General features: G+C 46.9%; 6 protein-coding genes. All 6 read left to right on the forward strand.

Features of this window, described 5'->3' with window-relative positions:
- The first annotated feature begins 18 nt into the window (after positions 1-18).
- Complete coding sequence (locus tag Q9R46_RS05085) at positions 19-11,550, forward strand: non-ribosomal peptide synthetase (RefSeq protein ID WP_311279184.1); 11,532 nt, start codon at positions 19-21, stop codon at positions 11,548-11,550.
- A gap of 22 nt (positions 11,551-11,572) precedes the next feature.
- The gene (locus Q9R46_RS05090; protein WP_311279185.1) at positions 11,573-18,553 is read left to right on the forward strand and encodes a non-ribosomal peptide synthetase; all 6,981 of its coding nucleotides are present in this window, start codon (positions 11,573-11,575) and stop codon (positions 18,551-18,553) included.
- An 87-nt stretch (positions 18,554-18,640) separates the two neighbouring features.
- Positions 18,641-19,900, forward strand: a complete 1,260-nt coding sequence (locus tag Q9R46_RS05095) for a macrolide family glycosyltransferase (protein WP_311279186.1) — start codon at positions 18,641-18,643, stop codon at positions 19,898-19,900.
- A gap of 40 nt (positions 19,901-19,940) precedes the next feature.
- The gene (locus tag Q9R46_RS05100) at positions 19,941-21,185 is read left to right on the forward strand and encodes a macrolide family glycosyltransferase (RefSeq protein ID WP_311279187.1); all 1,245 of its coding nucleotides are present in this window, start codon (positions 19,941-19,943) and stop codon (positions 21,183-21,185) included.
- Between the two features lie 406 nt (positions 21,186-21,591).
- The gene (locus Q9R46_RS05105) at positions 21,592-22,401 is read left to right on the forward strand and encodes an alpha/beta hydrolase (protein ID WP_145329240.1); all 810 of its coding nucleotides are present in this window, start codon (positions 21,592-21,594) and stop codon (positions 22,399-22,401) included.
- 48 nt (positions 22,402-22,449) lie between these two features.
- Positions 22,450-22,971, forward strand: coding sequence for a MarR family winged helix-turn-helix transcriptional regulator (locus Q9R46_RS05110; protein ID WP_311279188.1), 522 nt, complete (start codon positions 22,450-22,452; stop codon positions 22,969-22,971).
- Positions 22,972-23,101: the final 130 nt, after the last annotated feature.

The following is a 23,101-nucleotide window of genomic DNA, read 5'->3' on the forward strand; positions in this document are numbered from 1 at the left end:
ATGGGAAGGGGAGAGCCGATGAAAAAAAGTTTGTTGCCTCGCCGTACGAAGGAAGATCGTACTCCGGCTACAGTTATTGAGGAGCAGTCAGGTAAAGATATCGCGGTGATCGGCATGGCGCTTAAAGTCCCTGGTGCGGATTCACTCGATCAATTCTGGAGCAATCTGTGTCGCGGTGAAGATTGGATTCTTGAGGCTCCAAAGGTCAGAACGTCAGAGGGGGGAATCAAAGCACCACGACGTGGTTATTTGAACGAGATTGACACGTTTGATGATTTCTTCTTTCGTATCCCGCCTAAAGAGGCAACGTTGATGGACCCGTATCAAAGGTTGTTTCTTGAAATTGCATGGAGTGCGATTGAGGATGCAGGCTATGGCGGGGATCGCATAAAAGGAAGTCGGACTGGTGTTTATGTCGGATCAGGACATGAAAACGAGTATAAACAAATAATCGCTTCATGCAATACAGATCTGTTGTCGGCAGCGGCAGTAGGTAACATGTCCTCCGCTATAGCGAGCAGAATCAGTTATTTGCTTGATCTTAGAGGTCCAAGTCTTGTCATTGATACAGCCTGTTCTTCATCGTTAATGGCTGTTCATCTAGCTTGCCAGGCACTGCTCTCCAGAGAGTGTGACATGGCTATCGCTGGAGGCATTCAAATCATTCTAGATCCACAAGCCGAACAGCCCCAGATCGGCATTGAGTCCCCTTCGTCTAAAGTCAGGGCGTTTGATGAAGAAGCTGACGGGACGGTAAGAGGAGAGGGTATGGGCGCGATTCTACTTAAACCTTTGTCCAGAGCCATTGCGGACAATGATCTTGTATATGCCGTAATTAAAGCGAGTGTCTCCAATCAGGATGGTAAATCCATAGGCATTACGTCACCTAACCGGGCGGCTCAGGAACAGCTTCTTATTCGTGCTTGGGAGCGTGCAGGTATTCACCCGGCTTCATTATCCTATATCGAAACGCATGGTACAGGAACACCCATCGGTGATCCGATTGAGGTTCGTGCTATCCATAATGCGTTCCGTGTGTATACCGATAAAGTCCAGTTCTGTGCGATCGGTTCACTTAAGCCCAATATCGGACATTTGTATCATGCAGCTGGCATTGTTAGTTTTATTAAATCAGCGTTGGCGCTTCATCATGAACAGCTTCCGCCTTCGCTCTATTTTGAAAAGCCCAACCCACAAATCGAATTTGCGAATTCTCCTGTATATGTCAATGCTCACTTATCGGATTGGAAGAGAGGTACGGATGTACGCCGATGCGGAGTAAGTTCTTTCGGTATGAGTGGCACCAATTGTCACGTTGTACTGGAAGAGGCAAGCGAAAGAAAGGTTTTTCTTTCGCCGAATACACAAAACGGACCTTCCTTGTTCACTTTATCTGCCAGAACGCTAACCTCATTGCGGTCTCTGATCGATAAATATCGTCTTTTTCTTCTTACATCTGATCCACAATCTTTTGCAAACATTTGTTATACCTCGAATATTGGTAGAGGCGTGTACGAGTACAAACTTGCAGTAATAGCACATCACCATCAAGAGTTACAGGACAAGCTGGCATGGTTGCAGCATGAGACTTTCACCGGGCAATACGGTGAATTGGCGGAGGGAATCTGGTTCGGTGGACCTGAGCAGGATGGAACCTTAACTTTCTCCGAATCTGACTCAAACGTTGCGATGCCAAGTCTGGTAAATGTTAATGTCTTGTATAAGATCGCTACCCAGTACGTTAATGGTCAACCCATCTGTTGGAAAGATCTCCATGCTGGAAGCGGCAAGCGTGTAGTTTCAGTTCCGACATATGCATTCGATCGACATCGGCACTGGATTGTTCCTATGTTGGTGGCAGAGAGCAGAGGGGAAGTTAACCACAAACCGGAGGGAAAAAAGGAGAATTCAACGATGGAAAATCGGGTTGTCCAGGACGCAAATATTCTTTCCTTCACAAGCGCGGTACAGGAAATGATGTCGAATATCTCAGGATACTCTCCGGAAGACATCGGGATAAATCGAAATTTCATGGAACTTGGTATGGATTCTATCTTGCTTGTCAATGCCAAACATGCAATTAAAAATCAATTCGGCGTAGATATTCCGATGCATCTGTTTTTTGAAGAGATGTCTACCGTCGCTGAAGTAGGGAAATATATTGCCAGTCAATCTCAGCAATTGCCAGAGTCTCCGATTCTAAACGGGCAAACAGAGGATAAGGGAGTGCCTCAGGATGCCGCACGTTTGCAAAATGTATATGTACATCCGTATGTAGCCTCATCAGAGGAAGAGAGCGAATCGAGTAATCAATCCGTAGCAGGTTCAGGTCTGGAGGGGATTGTACAGAAGCAACTGGACTTGATGACTCTCCAACTTTCCATGTTACAGGCAGGTTCTGCAGGATCGGAAGCTTCTGCAATTCGTTTGTCGGCGGCGACGGCAGTGCAGGTGAATAAACCGGTGAAAAAAGACTATCCCGACAATTCGACGGATAACCAGAGCGTGTCCTCTAATTTTACAAAAGAACGTGTACAGACCAATCGGCCCTATGTCCCGTTCCAGAAGCTTGAAACGCATTCGAAAACAGGATTGAACCCTGTGCAAGAGCATTTTATAGATGAATTTATTTCCAGATATACTGCCAAAACAGTGCGATCACAGCTTCACACACAAGCTTTCCGTAAAGTGGTGGCTAATAATCGCAATGTGGCAGGTTATCGCCCCTACTGGAAGGATATCGTCTATCAGATCGTCGTTGATCAGGCCGAAGGATCTAACATTACGGATATCGATGGGAATCGTTATATTGACTTGACGATGGGCTTCGGTGTGAACCTGTTCGGCCATCAGGTGTCTTTTATTAACGAAGCAATGCAAGAGGCTGTTCAGAAGGGAATGTGTGTTGGCCCGATCAATGCAAATGCTGGTCAGGTTGCATCTGCCTTGCGTGAATTGACTGGAATAGAACGTGCCGCGTTTTTTAATTCCGGGACAGAAGCGATCATGGTTGCCATGCGTTTGGCTCGAGCGGCTACAAACCGAAAAAAAATAGTGGTCTTTTCAGGTTCTTATCACGGTACTTTCGATGGTGTTTTGGCCATGAGTGCAGGACTCGGAGGCAGTAGCACACCAATCGCTCCAGGGATTTTGCAAGGTATGGTGGAAGACCTCATTGTCCTGAATTACGATCATCCCGAATCACTGCGGATGATCGAACAGCGTGCTGGAGAGCTGGCAGCAGTACTGGTAGAACCGGTACAAAGCCGTAGGCCAGACATTCAGCCAACCGCCTTTCTCCAAAAGCTGCGTTCGTTGACCGCCTCAGAGGGCATCGCTTTGATTTTTGATGAAGTCATCACCGGATTCCGCATTCATCCTGGAGGTGCGCAGGCATGGTTCGGCATTGAAGCCGATATGGTGGTCTATGGCAAGGTGGTCGGTGGAGGTTTGCCGATTGGCATCGTCGCTGGAAAAGAACGATATTTGGACGGCATAGACGGAGGAATGTGGTCTTTTGGGGATTCCTCGTTCCCTCCGCATGAAGAACGGAGAACTTTTGTAGCCGGAACGTTCTGCCAGCATCCGTTGGCTATGAATGCTGCTCTGGCAGTCCTGCGGCGGTTGCAGGAGGAAGGTCCGGCCCTTCAGGAGCAATTGAACAGGAAGACGGCGGCTTTGGCAGACAGACTGAATCATTACTTTGCAGAAGAACTGGTGCCGCTTGAGATTGTGCATTTTGGTTCCTTGTTCCGTTTTGTGCAAAAGTCTGATCTGGAGCTTCTGTACTACTTGTTAATCGAGAAAGGAATTTATATTTGGGAAGGCCGAAACTGTTTTTTATCCACGGCTCATTCGGAAGCAGATATTGATCGTATTGTAGATGCCGTTCAATCGAGTATAGAGGAATTGCGAAGTGCCGGATTCCTGCCTCCGAGTTCACCGACCTCGCCGGGAGGCGGGAGAAAGCAAGCCAGTAAAGCAGTGGCGGTAGAAGCGCGAAAACAAGCCGAGACCCACCCGCTTACATCGGAACAGACGCAACTCTGGTTCGCATCTCTAGCCAATGATAATATGAGCCATGCTTACGTGGAGTCTGTCGTACTTCGTTTGGAAGGAGCCGTGGATACCAAAAGGTTACGGGAAGCCGTTCGTTATGTGGTCCAAAGACACGGGATGTTGCGAACCCACTTCTCTAACGATGAAGGGCTGTATTACACGGAGCCGTTTGAGAACGTAGCTTCGAAAATTATGTTTGAAGAAGCCGAAGGTTTAGAAGAATCAGAAGCCTTGCCCGAAGCCATTCAACAGAAATGGAGCAATGGATTTGATCTGTCGAATAGTCCTTTGATCCGATTCTGTCTGCTACATCTCGGGCATCAGCAGTACAGACTCATCATGCAAGTGCATCATCTCGTAGCAGATGGCTGGTCCATTGTTCAGATTCTGAAAGAGATTGCTGGGTACTATACGACGCAAAATCGGTTGCAGTCCCCTGACTCTGTATTGTTTTCTGCATTTGCACAGTGGCAACTTAATCTGCCGCTGGAGGAGAAGCAACATGCAAGGGAGTTTTGGACCAGACGGCTTTCCACTCCGATGCCGGAGCTGGTTGTATCTGCTCGGCTTGCTTCGGAGTCTGTCTCACTTTATCCGGGAATGCGTCTGTACAGGAGCTTGAACACTGAATTCACGGCAGAGTTGAGGGCATTCGGTAAAAAAAAGGGTGTCTCCTTGTTTATGCTGATGCTTGCGGCTTATAACATGCTGTTATCTCGAATTTCAGGTCTCCGGCAGATCACGGTTGGTATTCCCGTGGCTGGTCAGCTACAGATGGGGCTGCCCCAATTGGTGGGTCAATGTGTCAACTTACTGCCCTTTTCAAGCCAGTTGCCAGCTAAGGAAGAACTATCCGGATACGCGACACTAGTAAGAGGAGAAATGCTTGAGCTACTGGAGCACCAGCGTTGCTCTTACGTAGACATCGTTACGGCACTAGTCACGGAAAGAGAGTCTGTTTATCCTCCGGTCATCAACACCATTTTTAATTTTGACAAAACGCCTGAATTACACTTCGAAGACCTGAGAGTACAGCTTGAGTCTTTTCCGCCATCGTCCTTCAAATACCCGATCAGCATGAATGTCCTTGAGATGGATCAAGAATTGGTGCTGGAATTAGATGTGGGGGATGGAGTATGTGGACGGGAAGAGGCCGAAGGCTGGCTTGAAACATACACCTTATTACTGGATACGGTTGAGTCCAAAGTATGGAAGGAAGGAAAGGCAGAACCCAATTCTCGGTGTAGTAAAATACATACTTTATTATCGACACCATCGTTTGTTTCATCCGAGAAGCTTACCACTTCCCTTAATCCGTGCGGAAATGATCTCACTACCGAGCAAGCTCGGAAAAACTTAAATGATAGAGCTGCAGGGTATGCCCCTCCGGTTACGGAAATGCAGATCAGGATTCATCGGATATGGCTTGAAATAATGAAGTTGGAAAACGCCGGCATTCATGATCATTTCCTGGCGGTGGGTGGTAATTCACTTGCAGCTACAGTCATTACGGCCCGACTTCAAAAAGAATTAGGAATCAACGTTCCGCTAAGTCTGTTGTTCCGCCATTCAACGATTGCCGAGTTGGCACAAGTGCTGGACGAGGTTCCCACCGCTGAACCCATGCGGATTCCGAAGGCACGTCCAGCCCAGTGCTACCCACAGTCTGCTTCTCAGCGTTCGATCTTTGCTGTAGAGAAACTGGGTAGAGCAGGTACGGCTTACAACGTCACCGGACTGATTACCGTGGATGGCTCGCTTGACCTGCAACGCTTGAATGTGGCGGCCAATGCACTGGTGAAGAGACATGAATGTTTGCGAACCTCTTTTGATCTGGATGAAGATGAGCCGGTACAGCGTGTGTTCAACGAGGCAACCATGGAAATTCCCATGCATTTGTTGGACAGTGATACAACGGAGGAAACGATTCTGCGCACGATCCGGCCGTTTGACCTCGAACAAGCACCGCTCATGCGGATGGAGTACTGGACTGAGCCAGAGGAATCGGGTCGGCAGTATTTGCTGATGGATATGCACCATCTGATCGCAGATGGACTTTCAGCGAATCTGCTGCTGGAAGAGTTAGTTCAGTTGTATGACGGACAAAGCTTGCGAGCTGTCCCACTGCATATGAAGGACTTTACCCAATGGCAGTTGGGACGCTTCGGCGCAGGAGATATGAGGGAAAGTAAGAAATACTGGGCTCAGCAGTTCAAGGACGGAATTCCGCGGCTGGATTGGGGAATTTATCATCAGCGGCCTGCTGTACGCAGTTATGAAGGAGCAAGATACGGGGTCAAGCTTCCTGACGAAATTCTGGCACGTATCAAGGCATATGCCGCGGATGAGAAAGTCACGTTATACAGCTATTTTCTAGCTGCATATAAGGTGATGCTGTCTAAATATTCTGTTCAGGAGCACATCATGGTTGGTACAACGGCATCGGGACGGTTGTATTCGGATATCGAACGAACTCCCGGTATGTTCGTCAATACTATTCCGTTGCGAAGCGATCTCTCCAGCAACCAGTGGTTCTCCAAGCTGGTCCATGAAGTGCAGGTAAATGCGGTGCATGCATTGGAGCATCAGGAATATCCGCTGGAACAATGGATTGCTCTCGAGAACGGGGAGCGGGATTCGGGTCGGAATCCTTTGTTTGATGCGGTTTATGTTTACCAACATGAGGATCTTTCTACGGAGCCGCAAATAGGTGGTGGCGTCAAGTTCACGGTTTCCGAGTACAAAAACAGAATGGCCAAGTTTGACCTGACACTGGAAGTTGTAGAGAGACCAAATGAACTGCATCTCGATCTTGAATATTGTACGGAAGTATTTCACCCTGAAGCTATAGAAGCAATGGCTGGACACGTAGTTGCTATCTTGGAAGCTGTGTCCCATCAACCTGACGTTTCTATCTCGGAAATCAGCATGCTCCATGCTTCGGAAACCAAGCAGTTGCTACATGAATTTAATGAAACGGATAACCCGCTGCTCCTTGATCAGCCCATCTTCGTTTTATTTGAAGAACAAGTTCAACGTACACCTGGTGCCATAGCAGTATCTTGTGCAGGCGTGCAACTCACCTACCTTGAGCTTAACATGAGAGCCAATCGATTTGCTCAGGTGTTGAAGGAGCAGGGAGTGCTGCGAGAGATGGCCGTTGGCCTGGTTATGAGGCGATCTCCCGACCTGCTGGCAGCCATCCTCGGTATATGGAAAGCAGGTGCCTGTTATGTGCCGATCGATCCGTCGTACCCGAGGGACCGTATCCGTTATATATTAGACGACTGTAAGGCACAGTGGGTCATTGCTGATGCAGCCTATGAGGAATTGTGCAATTTTTCGGGTTCAGTAATGCTGACGGAGGAAGTGCACGGAAACGTACCTTTAACACCAGTGAACCTTGAACGAATTGCCGGACCTGACGACCTGGCCTACATCATCTATACATCAGGTTCTACGGGCAAGCCCAAGGGCGTTATGGTAGAGCATCGAGGTTTGACCAACTACATTCGTTGGGCAGATCAGACCTATGTACGAGGGGAAAAGATTCGTTTTTCGTTGTATTCATCCATTTCATTTGACTTGACGGTAACATCGATGTTTACACCCCTATTGTCGGGGAACCAAATTATTATTTATGCGGAAGATGTGGAGTTTGCGCTTGAACGAATTTGTGAAGATGGTGAAGTGGATCTCATTAAATTAACGCCTTCCCATCTAAAACTCCTGTCTCTTTATAACACAAAAGGATCAAGCTTGAAGCGTTTTATCGTAGGTGGTGAAGCATTCGAGAGCTCCGCGGCAGCGGATATTATCTCTATGTTCGGTCCGCATGTTGAAATTTACAACGAGTATGGCCCTACCGAGACGGTAGTTGGCTGTATGATCCATCAATACGACCCTGCTGAAACATATAGCGAGGTGCCTATTGGCTGGCCGATTGACAATATGCGGTTATATGTTTCCGATGAACAAGGGAATTTGCAGGCGAAACATCTTCCCGGAGAACTGTGCATTGCCGGTATTGCCGTAGCCAGAGGATATGTGAACCAGCCTGAGCTGACCGAGGAGAAGTTTGTATCGGACAGGTTCCATGAACCGGGCAAGGTTTACCGTACCGGAGATCTGGTGCGTTGGTTGCCAGCAGGTGGAATGGAGTATCTAGGCAGAATCGATGAACAAGTTAAAATTCGGGGTCACCGCATTGAAATGGGAGAGATTCGCAATTTGCTTCTCGCATATTCATCTATTCGAGAAGCGGCAGTGATTGTTCAAGAGACGGAGAGTAGGGGGAAGCATCTGTGCGCTTTCTATGTCTCGACAGAAAAGTTGGAGACGTCGGTGCTGGAAAGTTATCTCTCGGCATATCTACCTCAATATATGTTGCCGTCCGAGTATATTCGTTTGGATCGACTCCCGCTTTCTGCCAATGGAAAGGTGGATATCAAGAAACTGCCTGTTATGTTGGCAGAGCAGACTCCGTTCGAGCATCCACCTCTGGTTGAAATCCTTGGTGAGGCGGAGTTGTTAAAAGCATGGCGTGAAATACTCAAAGCGCCTGATGCCAGCAGAGATGATCAATTTATGCGACTTGGCGGGGATTCGATCAAGGCGATCCAGATTGCGGCTCGTATGAAAAAGTGTGGATATCGGCTTGAATCGGCTGAAATTTTACGTTTGAAAACGGTGAGCAGCATTGCCCCAATGCTTATTCCGATGGAAGATACATCCCCCGGCAGCGCTTCAGAGCCTATAGAGGGTGATGTACCTCTGTCGCCTATTCAACACTGGTTTTTCAAGCAAAATTTTGCCGAAATGAATTATTGGAATAACAGCGTGACGCTGATTAGTGTTACGAGGTTCAACGAACGGTTTGTCAGAGAAGCACTCCGATTGCTCACGGTTCATCATGATGCACTGCGAATGACATTTAAGCGAAATGGCAACCACATTCAGCAATCTTGTCAACATTCGGACCGGCAGGCTTTTGCCTTCCGAGTAGCGGAGTCAATAGAGGAGACGAATAGCGAGCCATTCAAGGCTGTCAAGGAACGAATGATGGAAGAAATGCACCGGGCAATGGATCTGGAGCGCGGACCATTAGTACAGGCGGGCCTCATCCAGAGATCAGATCGGGACGAATTAATCTTTACGATTCACCATTTAGTCGTCGACGCGATATCTTGGCGCATTTTACTGGATGATTTTTATGATATCTACCTTGCTCTCGAACGGGACATGAAGCCGATCTTGCCTTCTATGTCCGATTCTTATCGGGACTACGCACAGAGAATGCATACGTATGCTGCTATTGGTGAATGGAAGCATGAGGCGCAATATTGGAAGAATCTATCGGTTCGGCAGGTTTCATCGCTCATCGGGGACGGGGTAAACACGAGGGGGCAGGTTCGAGATAGTGAAGTGGGAAGCCTTCATTTTACACAAAAAGCTACTACGACCCTCGTGCAATTGACGACTGAGCGATACGAGGCGGATACAGCGTCTTTGTTGCTAGCCGCGTTAGGTACTGCAATGGGGGCTATGGGTGTTCAAGATGGTCTATGGGTCAACATGGAGGGACACGGTCGGGAAAGTTTCGGTGAAATTGTGGATTATTCACGAACGGTCGGCTGGTTTACATCCCATTACCCGATTTATCTGGATATCTCAGCAGCCAAAACGCCGCACCTTTATGCGGCACAGCTTCATCATGATTTGCAACGCATCCCTAACAGGGGAGCTGGATTTAACATATTAAAGTACATGCAGCCTGAAACAGAGAACAGATTGTTCAATGGATCTGAGATTGAGCCACAAATTTGCTTCAACTATCTTGGTGAAATGCATGACCATCGTTATCAAAATCTGTTTCGGCTTTCGCAGCTTCCCATGCATGGAACAGAGAGTCCAGATGCGGATCGCCCATTTGCGATCACTTGTAATGTGCTCATATCGGACGGGCGGATGCTGGTGGAATTTGATTACAATAAACATCAGTTTCAAGCAGAAACCATCCAGAGAATGATGCAAGGTTTCCTTAATGGTTTGCAAGACATGATGTATGCCGGTGAGGGAGAGATGGTTACAGAAGAGGAACATGAGGGATTTCAGCTGGTACCTTATGCAGAAAGGGATGTCCTTGAGCAGGTAGCACCTTTTCCAATGCTCAAAGCTTATCCGCTGTCACCTATGCAGGAAAGTATGTTGTTCCATTATCTTCGCTTTCCGGATTCCACGGCTTATGAGGAGCAATGTGTCATTCATTTGCAAGGTGACCTTGACTCAGAGCGGCTTAGAGACTGCTTTCAGCAGGTGGTTAATCAACATGACATCCTTCGTACCTTTTTTGCCTTGCGTGGGCTCGAACGGCCGCTTCAGGCAGTGGCGAAGTCATGGAACCTTCCCTTTGAGTTTATGGATTGGACGGCGGAACATGGCGGATGTGAGCCCGAGAGGCTTCAACAGTATCTTCAACAAAATCGTGAACGGCGCTTTAATCTATTTGGTGAGGTCCCTCTGAGAGTAACACTTATTCGAACAGACGGTAACGCGTATAGTCTGGTTTGGAGCTTTCATCATATTTTGCTTGATGGGTGGAGTGTAGGCCTTCTTCTTAGTAGTATCTTCGATCTATACGCCGATCTGTCTGATATACAATCGCTTGTTTCAGCGCCGCACTATGGGGAATACATCGGGTGGCTTGAAGAACGAGATCCGTCTGTGGCTGAATCGTACTGGGCGAAGTATTTAGCTGAATACCGCAGTAAAAATGTGCTGCCACGGTTAAAAGGATCAAGTGGTGAGTATGTAAGGGAGGAACTAACCCGTAACTTGCCAGAAACGATCCAGGAGGCACTTAAGCAATTATCCGCCGAATACGGTTTGACGCTAAATATTTTGTTTCAGGCTGCTTGGGCGACGGTATTGCAAAATCTCAACGAAACCGAAGATATGATCTTTGGCGCAGTGGTATCGGGCAGAAGTGTCGAGGTGCAAGATATCGAGAACATGATAGGGCTATTCATTAATACGATTCCTGTTCGGGTCAAGTCGGCATCGGGTACCTTTTTGGAACTCGCATCACAACTTCAGTGGGAACAGATGGAGAAAGAACCCTATTCCCATATTCCACTATCTTCGATCCAAAAGTCTGGCGGCGGGGCAGTTCTGGATCATATCCTTGTATTTGAAAATTATCCGCTGGAACTCCAGCTTCCTTCGGGACTGGAAATGGTAGATTACGATTTACATGAGTATACAAGCTATGATTTCAATCTGATTATAGAGCCGCATGAGAACTTCCTCATTCGATTTGTATACAACAGTGCCGCACATAGAGCAGAAGAGCTGGAAGATTGGATGAACTGTCTGTTCATTGTTCTCAGTCAAATCAGTGGAAATCCGAATGTGTTGTTGAAAGATCTTTTCCCGGATGAAATTGTAACAAATTCAGATGAAGGAGAAAGTCTAATTAAATTCCATTTCTAGACAACCAGGGGGATGAAGTGACATGGATCGAACGTCGCCAAAAGAGGCTGTTTCCGCACAGGAACTAAGATTGCAAAAGAAGCACTGGGTAAAAAAAATGCTGGCACTCCAAACGGAGGAAACGTTGTTCACGTCATCCTTCACACCTCAGCATGAGAAGTCTGCTGTTCAATCCTATAAGTTTGAGTTGGCACAGAATGTAAGCGAACGGTTACGCACCATGAGCGGGGAATCCAAAGAAGCTTTGTTTTTGATTTTACTGACAGCTTTAAAGACTCTTCTTCACAAGCATACCAGCAGTGATTCACTTACCGTTGCTTACCCGGTGAACAGAATACAAGACACAAGCGAACGTTCGCCGGAGCCCAACTGGATTCCACTAATCGACCATTCCCCGAAAGGCTGTACTTTCCGGGAATGGCTAAATGAACTTAAATCGACATATATCGAGACAGTCAAACACAGTGATTATCCGATGGACCGTCTTGTAGACGATATGAAGGTTGTCCATGACCGGGATTACGCTTTTCTTCAACATATTCGTTTTTCCATTCAGGGGATGTACAACATAACAGATGTAGAGAGTGAGACGCTGGGGATGCGGCTTCATATGTATTGGAGTCAGGACAAGCTGTGTGGTGTGTTAGCCGGAAATACCCGCTTCTTTAACACCCCTGATTTGGAGCGTTTTGCGAAACAGTACGGGGTTATCATTGAACAATTAATAGAGAACCCGGATCGTCCGGTGGAGGACAGTGGGGTGCTTGCTGGACTAGAACGCGACCGATTGCTGAATGAATATGCAACAGGGCCGCGCCGGACCTATGGTTCCAGTGTAATGGGTTTGTTTGCGGAGCAAGTCCGGCAGACACCAGAGGCTACAGCCATCGTGACATCGGATACTTCGATACGTTATGCAGAACTGGAGGAAAAAGTGAACCGCTGGGCCGCTACACTAGTCAAGGACGGAACGAAACAAGGGGATATCATAGGACTTTACCTTGACCGAAGCCTGGAGACGGCCGTCGCGATCTTAGCCGTGTGGAGGGCCGGGGCGTGTATTTTGCCAATGGATGTGCAGATGCCCGCAGAGCGAGTTCGATTCATGCTGAAAGATGCCGGGATAAACCGTCTACTCACACAGGCCCGTTATGTTAATCTTCCTTTGTTCCAAGACGTGGAACAATTGCTTTCGTGTGAAGACCTGGATACAGCAAGTGATGATGATGAGGCATTGAACCCCATCACGGCCGAACTGCCAGCTTATATCATATATACTTCAGGAACTACGGGGAATCCCAAAGGGGTAGTCGTAACTCATGGTGGACTGGTCAATTCAATCGCATGGAGAAAAGAAGAATACGCATTGGGAGTAGAGGACAACACGATCCAGCTCTTTTCCTATTCATTTGATGGCTTCATGACAGGATTCCTGACCCCGCTTGTGTCGGGAGCAAGTCTCTTTATGGCTACCGAAATTCAGGTTAAAGATCCATTACGTCTGAAGCAATTGCTTATCGTATATCAAATCACTCATTTTATATGTGTGCCTTCGTTGTATCGCCTGCTTTTGCAACAGATTAAACCGGAAGACCAACTGTTTGTGCGCCGTATTACGCTTGCGGGGGAGAGTGTCTCTCCTGCACTCGTTCAGGAAAGCAAGGAACGGCTTTCCGATGTGAAGATATACAACGAGTATGGTCCTACCGAATCCAGTATCGTCGCCCTCTGTAAAAGAGATGTGGAACAGGGAGAGAAGGTGACGATTGGTCGTCCGATATCGAACATGGTTGCATATATTCTCGATAACTGGAACGAGCCTGTTTCGCCGGGGATCGTTGGGGAACTTTGTTTGTCGGGTCCGGGTCTGGCTCGCGGTTATCTCAACCAGCCTGAGCTTACAGATCAAGCTTTTGTACCCCATCCGTTTATTGCGGGTGAGCGGTTATATCGGACTGGAGATCTGGCGAAATGGACGGAAGAGGGGGAGATCTGTTGTCTCGGGCGTAAGGATGCTCAGGTGAAGTTAAGAGGATATCGGATTGAGCTTCCCGAGATTGAACAGCGTCTTCAGAGCTACCCAGGTGTTCAAGCGGCAGCCGTTGTATGTGAGGAAGAAGAAGGCATTCCCGTCCGATTGATTGCTTATCTTCAAACTGACGATATTAAGGCTGTTGAATTACGTGATTACATGGCAAGAGAGTTGCCGTTCTACATGCTTCCGGCTCGCTATTATCGACTGCATCAGCTTCCTCTATCGGAGAACGGAAAGTTGGACAAGAAGGCGATCTCTTCGATGGAATGTATCAACCTGGATGTTGAATTTCGAGAGCCGGAAAATGAAACTGAACAGAAGTTATGCGAGATCTTTGCTGATGTTCTTCAATTGAAGAGGGTATCCGCAGATGAGAATTTCTTTACTGCGGGAGGACATTCCCTTAAAGCAACGATGCTGATGTCCAGAATTCAGAAAGAATTCCGTGTGGAGATCAGTGTAGATCATATTTTCGAAAAGCAGACCGTCAAGGCGTTAGCGGAAGTGATTACTTCAAAAGAAATCAATGCTTGTCTGACCATTTCACCTGCAATTCCGGCGGTGCATTATCCTTTATCTTTTACGCAAGAGCAGATGTACACGTTGTTCTGTAATGATCCGCAATCAACCGCTTATAACATGCCAGAGGCTCTTATTGTCGACGGGGATTTTGACTATCAGCAACTTCGGTATGCGCTTGAGGAACTGACGAAGAGACATGAAATTCTTCGAACGACTTTTTATGCGATCAATGGAGACCCTGTTCAGGAAGTGCACGGTGAGAGCGTTGTTTCACTTGAATATTCTGAGCAGGCTTCGGCTGATCTTGAGGAAACGATCCGACAATTTATCCGTCCATTTGATCTGGCAAGCCTGCCGTTGTTTCGAGCTGGAATAACCAGGATGGGACCGAGAAAACATTTGCTTCTGATTGATCTTCATCATATCGTAGCTGATGGTGCCTCCATTGGTATATTCATCTCAGAACTGGCGAGCATCTACAATGGAGATTCGTTACCGGAAATCAAACTTCATTACAAGGATTTCTCGGTGTGGCAACATAAACAGAATGAGGATCATCAATTTCAGGTTCAGAGGCAGTACTGGACAGATCAGTTCAGAAACGGAGTTCCCGTTCTGAGTTTGCCATATGATTACCCTAGACCGAAACTTAAGAGCTTGGAGGGCAGCAAAATTCATTTTACCGTAGATGCGGCACGCACGTCGGCACTAAAGAAGTTGGCCGCCGAAAGTGGCGTTACACTATTCATGTTGCTCCTGACAATGTACCAGACTATGCTCTCCAAACTGTCCGGACAGAAAGAGCTGGTCGTTGGTTCGCCAGTCTCTGGCAGAACACAGGCCGATCTGGAACACACCATGGGCATGTTTGTAAATGTGGTTCCCATCCGCGCCGAGGTGTTACCACAATTGCGTTTCACTGAGCTCCTGACTCAGGTAAAACATACGGCGCTGGGTGCATTTGAGCATCAGGCGATTCAATATCAGGATTTAGCGCGGAACTTGGGATACACGCCAGATCCCAGCCGTAATCCGATGTTCGACACGATGTTTGTCCTTCAAAATATGGCTGAGAATCGTTTTGATTTTAGAGGACTGCATTTCTCACATGTTGGCTTCGAGCAAACGGTGTCCAAATTTGATCTTACTTTAGCCGGATTTGAGGGCGGGGATGGTGTGTTGTATTTCGATTTGGAGTACTGCACCCGTCTTTTCCAGAGGGACAGCGTACTGCGTTATGTGGACTATTTTATGCATATTATGCAGACCGTTATAGAACATCCGCAGATACTGGTATCGCAGATGACGCTACTTCCCTTAGGGAGCCTGCACCACCAATGGAAGGAACTCAACAGCAAGAACCGATGCCATTCACCTGACCTGACATTACTGGAGCAGTTTGCCTTACATGCCAAACGATCTCCCCACAAGGAAGCTTTGTCGTTTGGGGATTCACATATGACGTACGAACAGTTGGATACACAGTCAGAATTATGGGCTAACTGGCTACGTTCAAAGGACGTGGGCCTGGAAGATGTCATAGCAGTAAGACTTGAGCGTTCCTTTGAACTCGTCATTGCGTTTCTGGCGGTACTTAAGGCAGGAGCGGTATATCTGCCAATCGACCCGGAGTTTCCGGCGGAGCGCACATCATACATGCTTCAGGACAGCGAAGCAGTGCTCATGATTACGGATCAGGCAGATACACAGGATACCGCATATCATATGCCTGTTTATCTGCCTCGGGAAATCCAATTTACCGATGTGAATACAAACAAGGCATTGCATAAACCGCAAAGCAACAATCTGGCTTATATTATCTATACTTCAGGTACGACAGGCATACCTAAAGGTGTGGCGCTAGAACATGCAGGACTAGCTAATCTTTCTTCTCTTTTTATCTCCACATTGGGAGTACAGTCTGAAGATCGTATTCTTCAATTTGCTTCTTGCTCTTTTGATGCTTCAATATGGGAGTTTGCCATGGCGTTTACTACCGGAGGAACACTGTGTTTAGTATCAGCAGAGACCATTGCTGATCCGTATTACTTCGAACGGTTCGTGGAAAAGGCGAATGTTACGGTTATGACGCTACCTCCACCTTACATGGCCCGTTTGAATCCCGAGCGTTTGTCTGGCCTTCGTCTCATGATCACAGCTGGTTCAGAGCCGTCATCGGCCATGTTATCGACATGGAGCCAGCATATGCGCTGTGTGAATGCTTACGGACCAACCGAAGCATCGATATGTTCGACGATATGGGAATATCAAGCAGAGGCCGATATGCTCTCAGTACCTATCGGATACGCCATCCCTCATAGCAGACTGTGCGTTGTAGATGCAGAACTGAACCCACTGCCTGTCGGGGTGTCTGGAGAACTATGCATCGCAGGTACTGGACTTGCCCGGAGTTATCTGAATCTGCCGGAAATAACGGGGAGACAGTTCATCTCCTCAGACATACCAGGGTTTGAGCGTATGTATCGAACGGGTGATCTGGCCAAAATGCTCCCGGATGGCAGAATGATATATCAAGGCAGAATCGACAACCAGCTTAAGATCAGAGGATACCGTGTTGAACCAAGTGAGATCGAGGCGCGATTGCTACAAATAACCGGGGTTCGTGAAGCCGTTGTACTGCCTAGGCTGTCGGAAAATGAAAATTCACTAGTTGCTTTTTACACGGGTGACGATGCACCAGAATCGCGCGAACTGAAGATCGAGCTTATGACCGTTCTGCCTCATTATATGCTTCCATCATTCTTGGTGAAGCTGGGTGAGCTCCCTGTGACGTCAAATGGCAAGGTAGATCATGCTGCACTTCAACGTTTGGAACTGTTGCAAGAGGCAGGGAAGCTATCCCGTATGCCGGAGAATGGACTGGAGGCAACGATCGTTCGTGTGTTCGAGCAAGTCTTGAATGTTCATGGAATCGGAACGGACGACTTGTTCCATGAGCTGGGTGGCGATTCTATCTCGGCAATGAAAGCCAGCTTTTTGCTGAAAGAGCAGGGGGTGGCTCTGGATGTGAGAGACTTGTTAGTTCATCAATCACCTGTTGCTTTGGGAAAACGGTTGCTTCAAATGACTTGTGAAGAGGATCGGCAACTTCAATCGGTAGAATCACCGGAACGAGTGTCAGGTGAAACGGAGACATACCGATCACTACAGAAGCAAGTTCAGAAGGCTCTGGATGAAAAGGAACTGGAGCTTCTGATGGCTGCCCGTGTAACCATTGCTGACCAACAAGAGACATACAGAAAACAACTGGCCGCAGAGGTGGAATTGGCGATATTGCCTCTTTCGGCTACTCAGTCCACACATCTCGGACGTGCAGAGAACGTGGGTGTTGTTCTGCATTTCCCTGCGGACAAGACAAATGAGGAAATCACTCAAGCCATTCACGGATTGGTGCAGGAGCAGGAGATGCTGAGATGTCTATACAATGGCAAACAGACCAACAGCTGGAGCTTGCGGGAGCATCCTGCCGGATTTAAAGTACCACACGTCAAACTTGAGGCAGTATGCTCCGAAGCAGTGATGGAACAACTGGTCTCGGAATTGTACTATGACAGATTTGAAGAGCATGGGTCAGACCGTTTGTTGTACAGGATGATGTTAATCGAGCACAACGGAACCGGAACCAAAGTGTTTGTGTACTCTTCTCATCATGCTTTATCGGACGGGTTGAGCTGCAGTTTAATTGCTGAGGTATTAACAGGGGCGACATCCACGTTGCACGGAAGCAAACATTCTACCCGATATCGTGATTACCTTCGACGGATCGAGGAGGGGCCGCTCGGAATCAGCTTTCTGGAACTGGAGCGTCGCTTTGAACTGGCAACGTATCGTCAACTTCTCCTGGGAATGAGCAGTAAGCTCGCGGAGTTTCCGGCCCAGAAGAGTACGGCGATCACGTTGGAATGGGAACTTGCAGAAGAAAATCCTGAGGAAGGCTGGATGAAGGTACTCGGCTTGCTGGCGGTCTTTGGACGGGAATATCTTGAACTACAGCAATTGCCTGTACAATTGGTCAGCAGTGGAAGACGATATGGAGAGCATACCTATTATCATCTTGTCGGTAATTTTACGGACTATATTCCCTGGGTGATGAATACCGATTCCCCGGTGGAGCAACTCTTGCAGCAAATTCGAGCTTTGAATCAAACGACTTCCTCCCACCAGATCAGGTTCACTGATATGGAAGATCAAGGACTAGGCAAGGGTATTCTGCTCAATTATTTTGGAGCTGTCCAAGCGGAAGCGGAAGATAACTCAATACCTGCCGGAGGTCCTTCTTTTGCAGAAGCGGCTGAGCATTACGGGGTATATTTCTATGTCAGACATGTCGGTTGCAACTTGCAAGTGCATATCGCACTTCCATTCAACACGAGTGCCGAAGAACTGGAGAAGAAACTGACAGCAGGAATGTTTGCGGTGCAGTAGTTCAATTACTAATACTTTCTTGAAATCTCCGGGCATATTGCGTTGTTCGGAGATTTCAGGCTTTATTTACGAAAGGGCGGTGCAGCAATGGGTACAACCGTTGTGTTCAGTTTTCCGTATTTTGGTCATGTTAATCCTACAGTGGGGTTAGTTCAAGAACTGGCCAACCGAGGGGAGCAGGTCTATTACTATACAACGGATGCGTATATGAAATATGTACAAATGGAAGGCGTGGTTTGTCGAAGTTATGGGGATGTGCTTCCAATGTTGGACGAAGAAATCCCTATTCTTACAACCGACCCATTGAAAGTGTTGGAGCAGCTTGTTCCACATAAACTGAATAAACATCAGAAGATGGTCCGTTTACTCCTTGGGCAGGTGATGGAGGATGATCCGGACTACATTATTCGGGATTGCGAATCATATTGGGGGAAAATGATTGGCACCATGCTTGACATTCCGGTGATTTGTTACATTACTACCATTGCTTTAAATGAGACGATGATGGATATTCATCGTGAATATTTTGTTACCAATGTATTCGGAAGTAAGACAGGACGTATGACCTGGCTTCCCGAATCGGGCAGTTTCAGTGAATATCTGAATGAATATACAAGGGAACTCTCTCTTCCATATTCTGTAGAATATAGGGCGATCGATGCCTTTTCCGGGGCGGACGACCTTAATCTTGTTTTCACTTCACGGGTTTTCCAGCCATTTATAGAGTCGTTTGGTTCGGATTATCTGTTTCTGGGTCCGATGATTCGTGAGGAGGAGAAAGAGGGCGGAGACTTACCCCATATCGAACCCGATCTACCCGTAATCTACATATCGATGGGAACCGTATATAATGACTGTCTTCCTTTTTATCGAAAATGCATTGAAGCATTCCAGGAACATCGGTGGAACGTAATCATGTCTGTCGGACAACGAATCTCTCCTGAGGAACTGGGCGAGTTGCCTGAGCATGTTACTGTTCGATCCCATGTGCCTCAGCGAAGACTGCTCAACCACGTGGATGTGTTCATTACACATGGAGGTCATAACAGTACCAATGAAGCACTTTATCACGGAGTGCCTATGCTGGTGTTCCCGCAAGCAGCGGATCAGTTCGCCGTTTCCAGCCGGATCGAGGCACTGGGTGCAGGAAGCATTGGCGATAGCCATCATTGTACACCTTCGGACATTTTGTATATGACGGAACGTATTCTCCATGATAAGGCTTATGCTGAGTCCTGCAAGAGGGTCGGGGAAACGATGCGTAACGAAGGCGGAGTGAAACTGGGCGTTGACGGTATTTTTGCGTATCTTCACGAAGAAATGCTTATAGGAACTACCAATGACTGATTCGGGTGTATCATATGACATATGACGAAGGGAGTCCGCTATGGCAACGGTAATGATATTTAGCCTTCCATTTTTCAGCCATGTTAAACCAACACTACCCCTTGTTGCAGAGTTGCTGGCACGTGGAGAGACCGTGATTTATTATTCGGACGAACAATATAGAGGATTACTTGCCGATTATGATGTGGATTTTCGAAGCTATGGGAATATGAGAGAGTTGTTTGTGGACGAAAATGATCCGGGCTTGTTTTTGAGCAACCCGCAGACGATGCTGGAGCATCTAGTCCCTGGAGTGATCCAGAAAAGCAGGGCTGTTCTTCATGCGATTTTGGCAGAAGTTATGGCTGAGCAACCGGACTACATTGTCAGGGACAGCGACGCTCATTGGGGCAAACTGATTGCAGAACTGCTTGAGGTGCCAGTGGCCTGTTATGTCTTAACGTTTGCGATCAATCAGGCGCTTTTGGAGAAAGACCATCATTTTCTCATACACAAGGTATTCAGAATTCAGGAAGGTTACGCATTTGCTGACACGACGGCCAGCGAACTAAACCGTTTGGCGGGAGAACTGGCTGAAAGACATCATATTCAAGATTTTGGCCTGGTAGATGCGTTTAGTGGGAATGAAGAATTGAATCTAGTATATACGTCAAAAGTATTCCAGCCACATTCGGATGTGTTTGATGACCGTTTTGTGTTTATAGGTCCACAGTTCCCTAATGTTAGCTCTGTAATGCTTCAATCCATGAGGGAAAGAACAAAACAGGAGCATGAGCTCCCCCTGATTTATATTTCGTTTGGCTCCATCTACACAGATCGCCCGGATTTCTACTTGAAATGTATTGAAGCTTTCAGATATAGCGAAGCCCAAATTATGATGTCCGTAGGAAAAAGCATTGATATTTCATCCTTGGGAGACATTCCGGAAAATATGACGGTATCTGCATTTGTTCCTCAGTTGGAGATTTTAAGCAAGGCGGATGTTTTTATCTCTCATGCCGGTTATAACAGTGTGTCCGAAGCACTTGCATTTGGCGTGCCAATGATTCTCTTCCCCCAAGGGGCTGATCAATTCGCTATTGCATCCAGGCTGGAAGAATTAGGGGTCGGCGTGTATGGTCGTGATATGAACATACCTGCTTCAGATCTAAAGGACATGACGTTTGAAACGATGAGAAGCGAGAAGATGAAAGCTGAAGCGGTGAGATTGGGGAGCAGTTTTTTTGAGACGGGAGGTATGGCAGAGGGTGTGAGCAGACTTCTGCATTACGTCGAACAAACTTAATAAGCAGGCTTATCATCCAACAAACGTTGTTAAGATAGAGTTAAGTTGATTAAGAGACTTGCATCACATAAACTCGTTTTGTGCGCATGTTTTCGACATTTAATGGTAATTAAGTGGAGGATGCTCATCAATTCGAGTTTTGGATTTACACTGGATATAGAGTAGCGATGGAACAAGACAAATACAGAGCAGTAATGCAGAGAGAGAAGACAGGTACTGTTAAACAGTGCCTGTTCTTTTTATTGTTGTCACGCTCATCAGAAATAAAGTGAGCTTCCGAGAAAATTTAATTGTAACCGCTTTAAAAATTCGTGGACAAACGATTCATAAGAGTGATATATTGTTTCTGTAAGAAACAATATTATTTATAACGAATATAAAAATAAAGAAAAGGATGGGATACACGATGACCAACATCGAAACAACATTAGAATCCTTTGACGGAACACAGCTTTATTTCAGCAAAAATTTAGTTGAGGGTGCAAAGGCAGCTGTAGTCATTGTACACGGATTGGCAGAGCATGCCAGCCGCTATGATTATTTGACAGAGAAATTGAACGGCCGTGGATTTAACGTATATCGTTTTGACCATCGGGGTCATGCAAGATCGGAAGGACAACGAACGTTTTATAGTGATTTTCATCATCTGATTGATGATGTCAACGCTGTAGTTGAAGCGGCACTACAAGAGAGCGGCGATACGCCACTGTATATTATTGGACATAGTATGGGCGGTTTTGCTTCTTCATCATTTGGAACGAAATATCCAGGAAAAGTGAAAGGCATCGTATTATCAGGAGCGCTGACTCGATTTAATACGAAAGTGGCTGGAGAACTGCCGATGGCTCTGCCAGCAGGCACGTATTTCCCGAATGAACTTGGTAGCGGAGTATGCAGTGTTCCTGAGGTTGTATCCGCTTACGCTAATGACCCGCTCGTAGAAAAGCAGATTTCTGTAGATTTATTTAACAGTCTGGGGTATGGAGTAGAATGGCTGAAAGAACATGCGGAGCAATTCGTTGATCCGGTGCTTGTGTTACATGGAGCGAATGATGGACTGGTTAGCGAAAAGGATTCCCGAGACTTTTACGGTGATATCGCTTCGGCAGATAAAACACTGAAAATCTATGCACATCTCATGCATGAAATATTTAATGAAACAGCACGGGATGAAGTGATTGAAGAAGCGATTTCATGGATTGAAAAACGAATCTGATTTCAGTAGAGTAATAGAGAGAGAATTTGAAGACGAAAGGGATTACGCATGAAATTAGATTGGATGGGTGATCATCGGGAGCTTGTCGAGAAAATAATCAAGTACGGCAATGCTTACTCGAACACCTACAAGCTACAACGCAGCTACGGAACAGATATGACCTTCTCTGCTTCCCAGATCCAGACACTCGAATATATTCTGGAAGCAGAGGATCAGGAAGAGAAGATGTCCGAGATGGCCGCGCGTTTAGGCGTTAGCCGCAGTACCTTTTCTAAAAATGTGAAGAATTTGACCGAAAAAGGATTACTGGAAAAATATCATCTGAGCGGAAACCGCAAAGATATTTACGTCAAACCGTCTGCCAAAGGGCGGGAGGTTTACACGAAGTACACTGCATTTGTTCGTGAGCTATGTTTTGATGATATATTTAAGCTCGCAGATCAGATTACGGAAGCCGACAAAAAAAACTTTATTCGTATTATGGATCTGTTCGCCGATGTGCTCGTCTGGTACGGTGAAAAAGAACAAGAACCGCGCAAACTCATCAAAATCGAGCTGGATAGAGAATGACAATTACGAATGAAAATTAATCCCCTTACAGCGGTTTATCCGCTGTAAGGGGATTTTTTTACGTATAGGACAGCCCACAGCCCATTCCATCCGCGAATGTCGTTCATACAGTATAAAATGCCTAGTGCAG

Origin of the sequence: Paenibacillus sp. RRE4, assembly GCF_031844205.1 — a bacterium.
In the GTDB taxonomy this organism is placed as follows: Bacteria; Bacillota; Bacilli; order Paenibacillales; family Paenibacillaceae; genus Paenibacillus; species Paenibacillus xylanexedens_B.

Excerpts from the sequence above, each read along its gene's own strand:
- Q9R46_RS05100 (WP_311279187.1), top strand. The coding sequence starts at position 19,941 with ATGGCAACGGTAATGATATTTAGCCTTCCATTTTTCAGCCATGTTAAA.
- Q9R46_RS05090 (WP_311279185.1), top strand. The coding sequence starts at position 11,573 with ATGGATCGAACGTCGCCAAAAGAGGCTGTTTCCGCACAGGAACTAAGA.
- Q9R46_RS05110 (WP_311279188.1), top strand. The coding sequence starts at position 22,450 with ATGAAATTAGATTGGATGGGTGATCATCGGGAGCTTGTCGAGAAAATA.
- Q9R46_RS05085 (WP_311279184.1), top strand. The coding sequence starts at position 19 with ATGAAAAAAAGTTTGTTGCCTCGCCGTACGAAGGAAGATCGTACTCCG.
- Q9R46_RS05095 (WP_311279186.1), top strand. The coding sequence starts at position 18,641 with ATGGGTACAACCGTTGTGTTCAGTTTTCCGTATTTTGGTCATGTTAAT.
- Q9R46_RS05105 (WP_145329240.1), top strand. The coding sequence starts at position 21,592 with ATGACCAACATCGAAACAACATTAGAATCCTTTGACGGAACACAGCTT.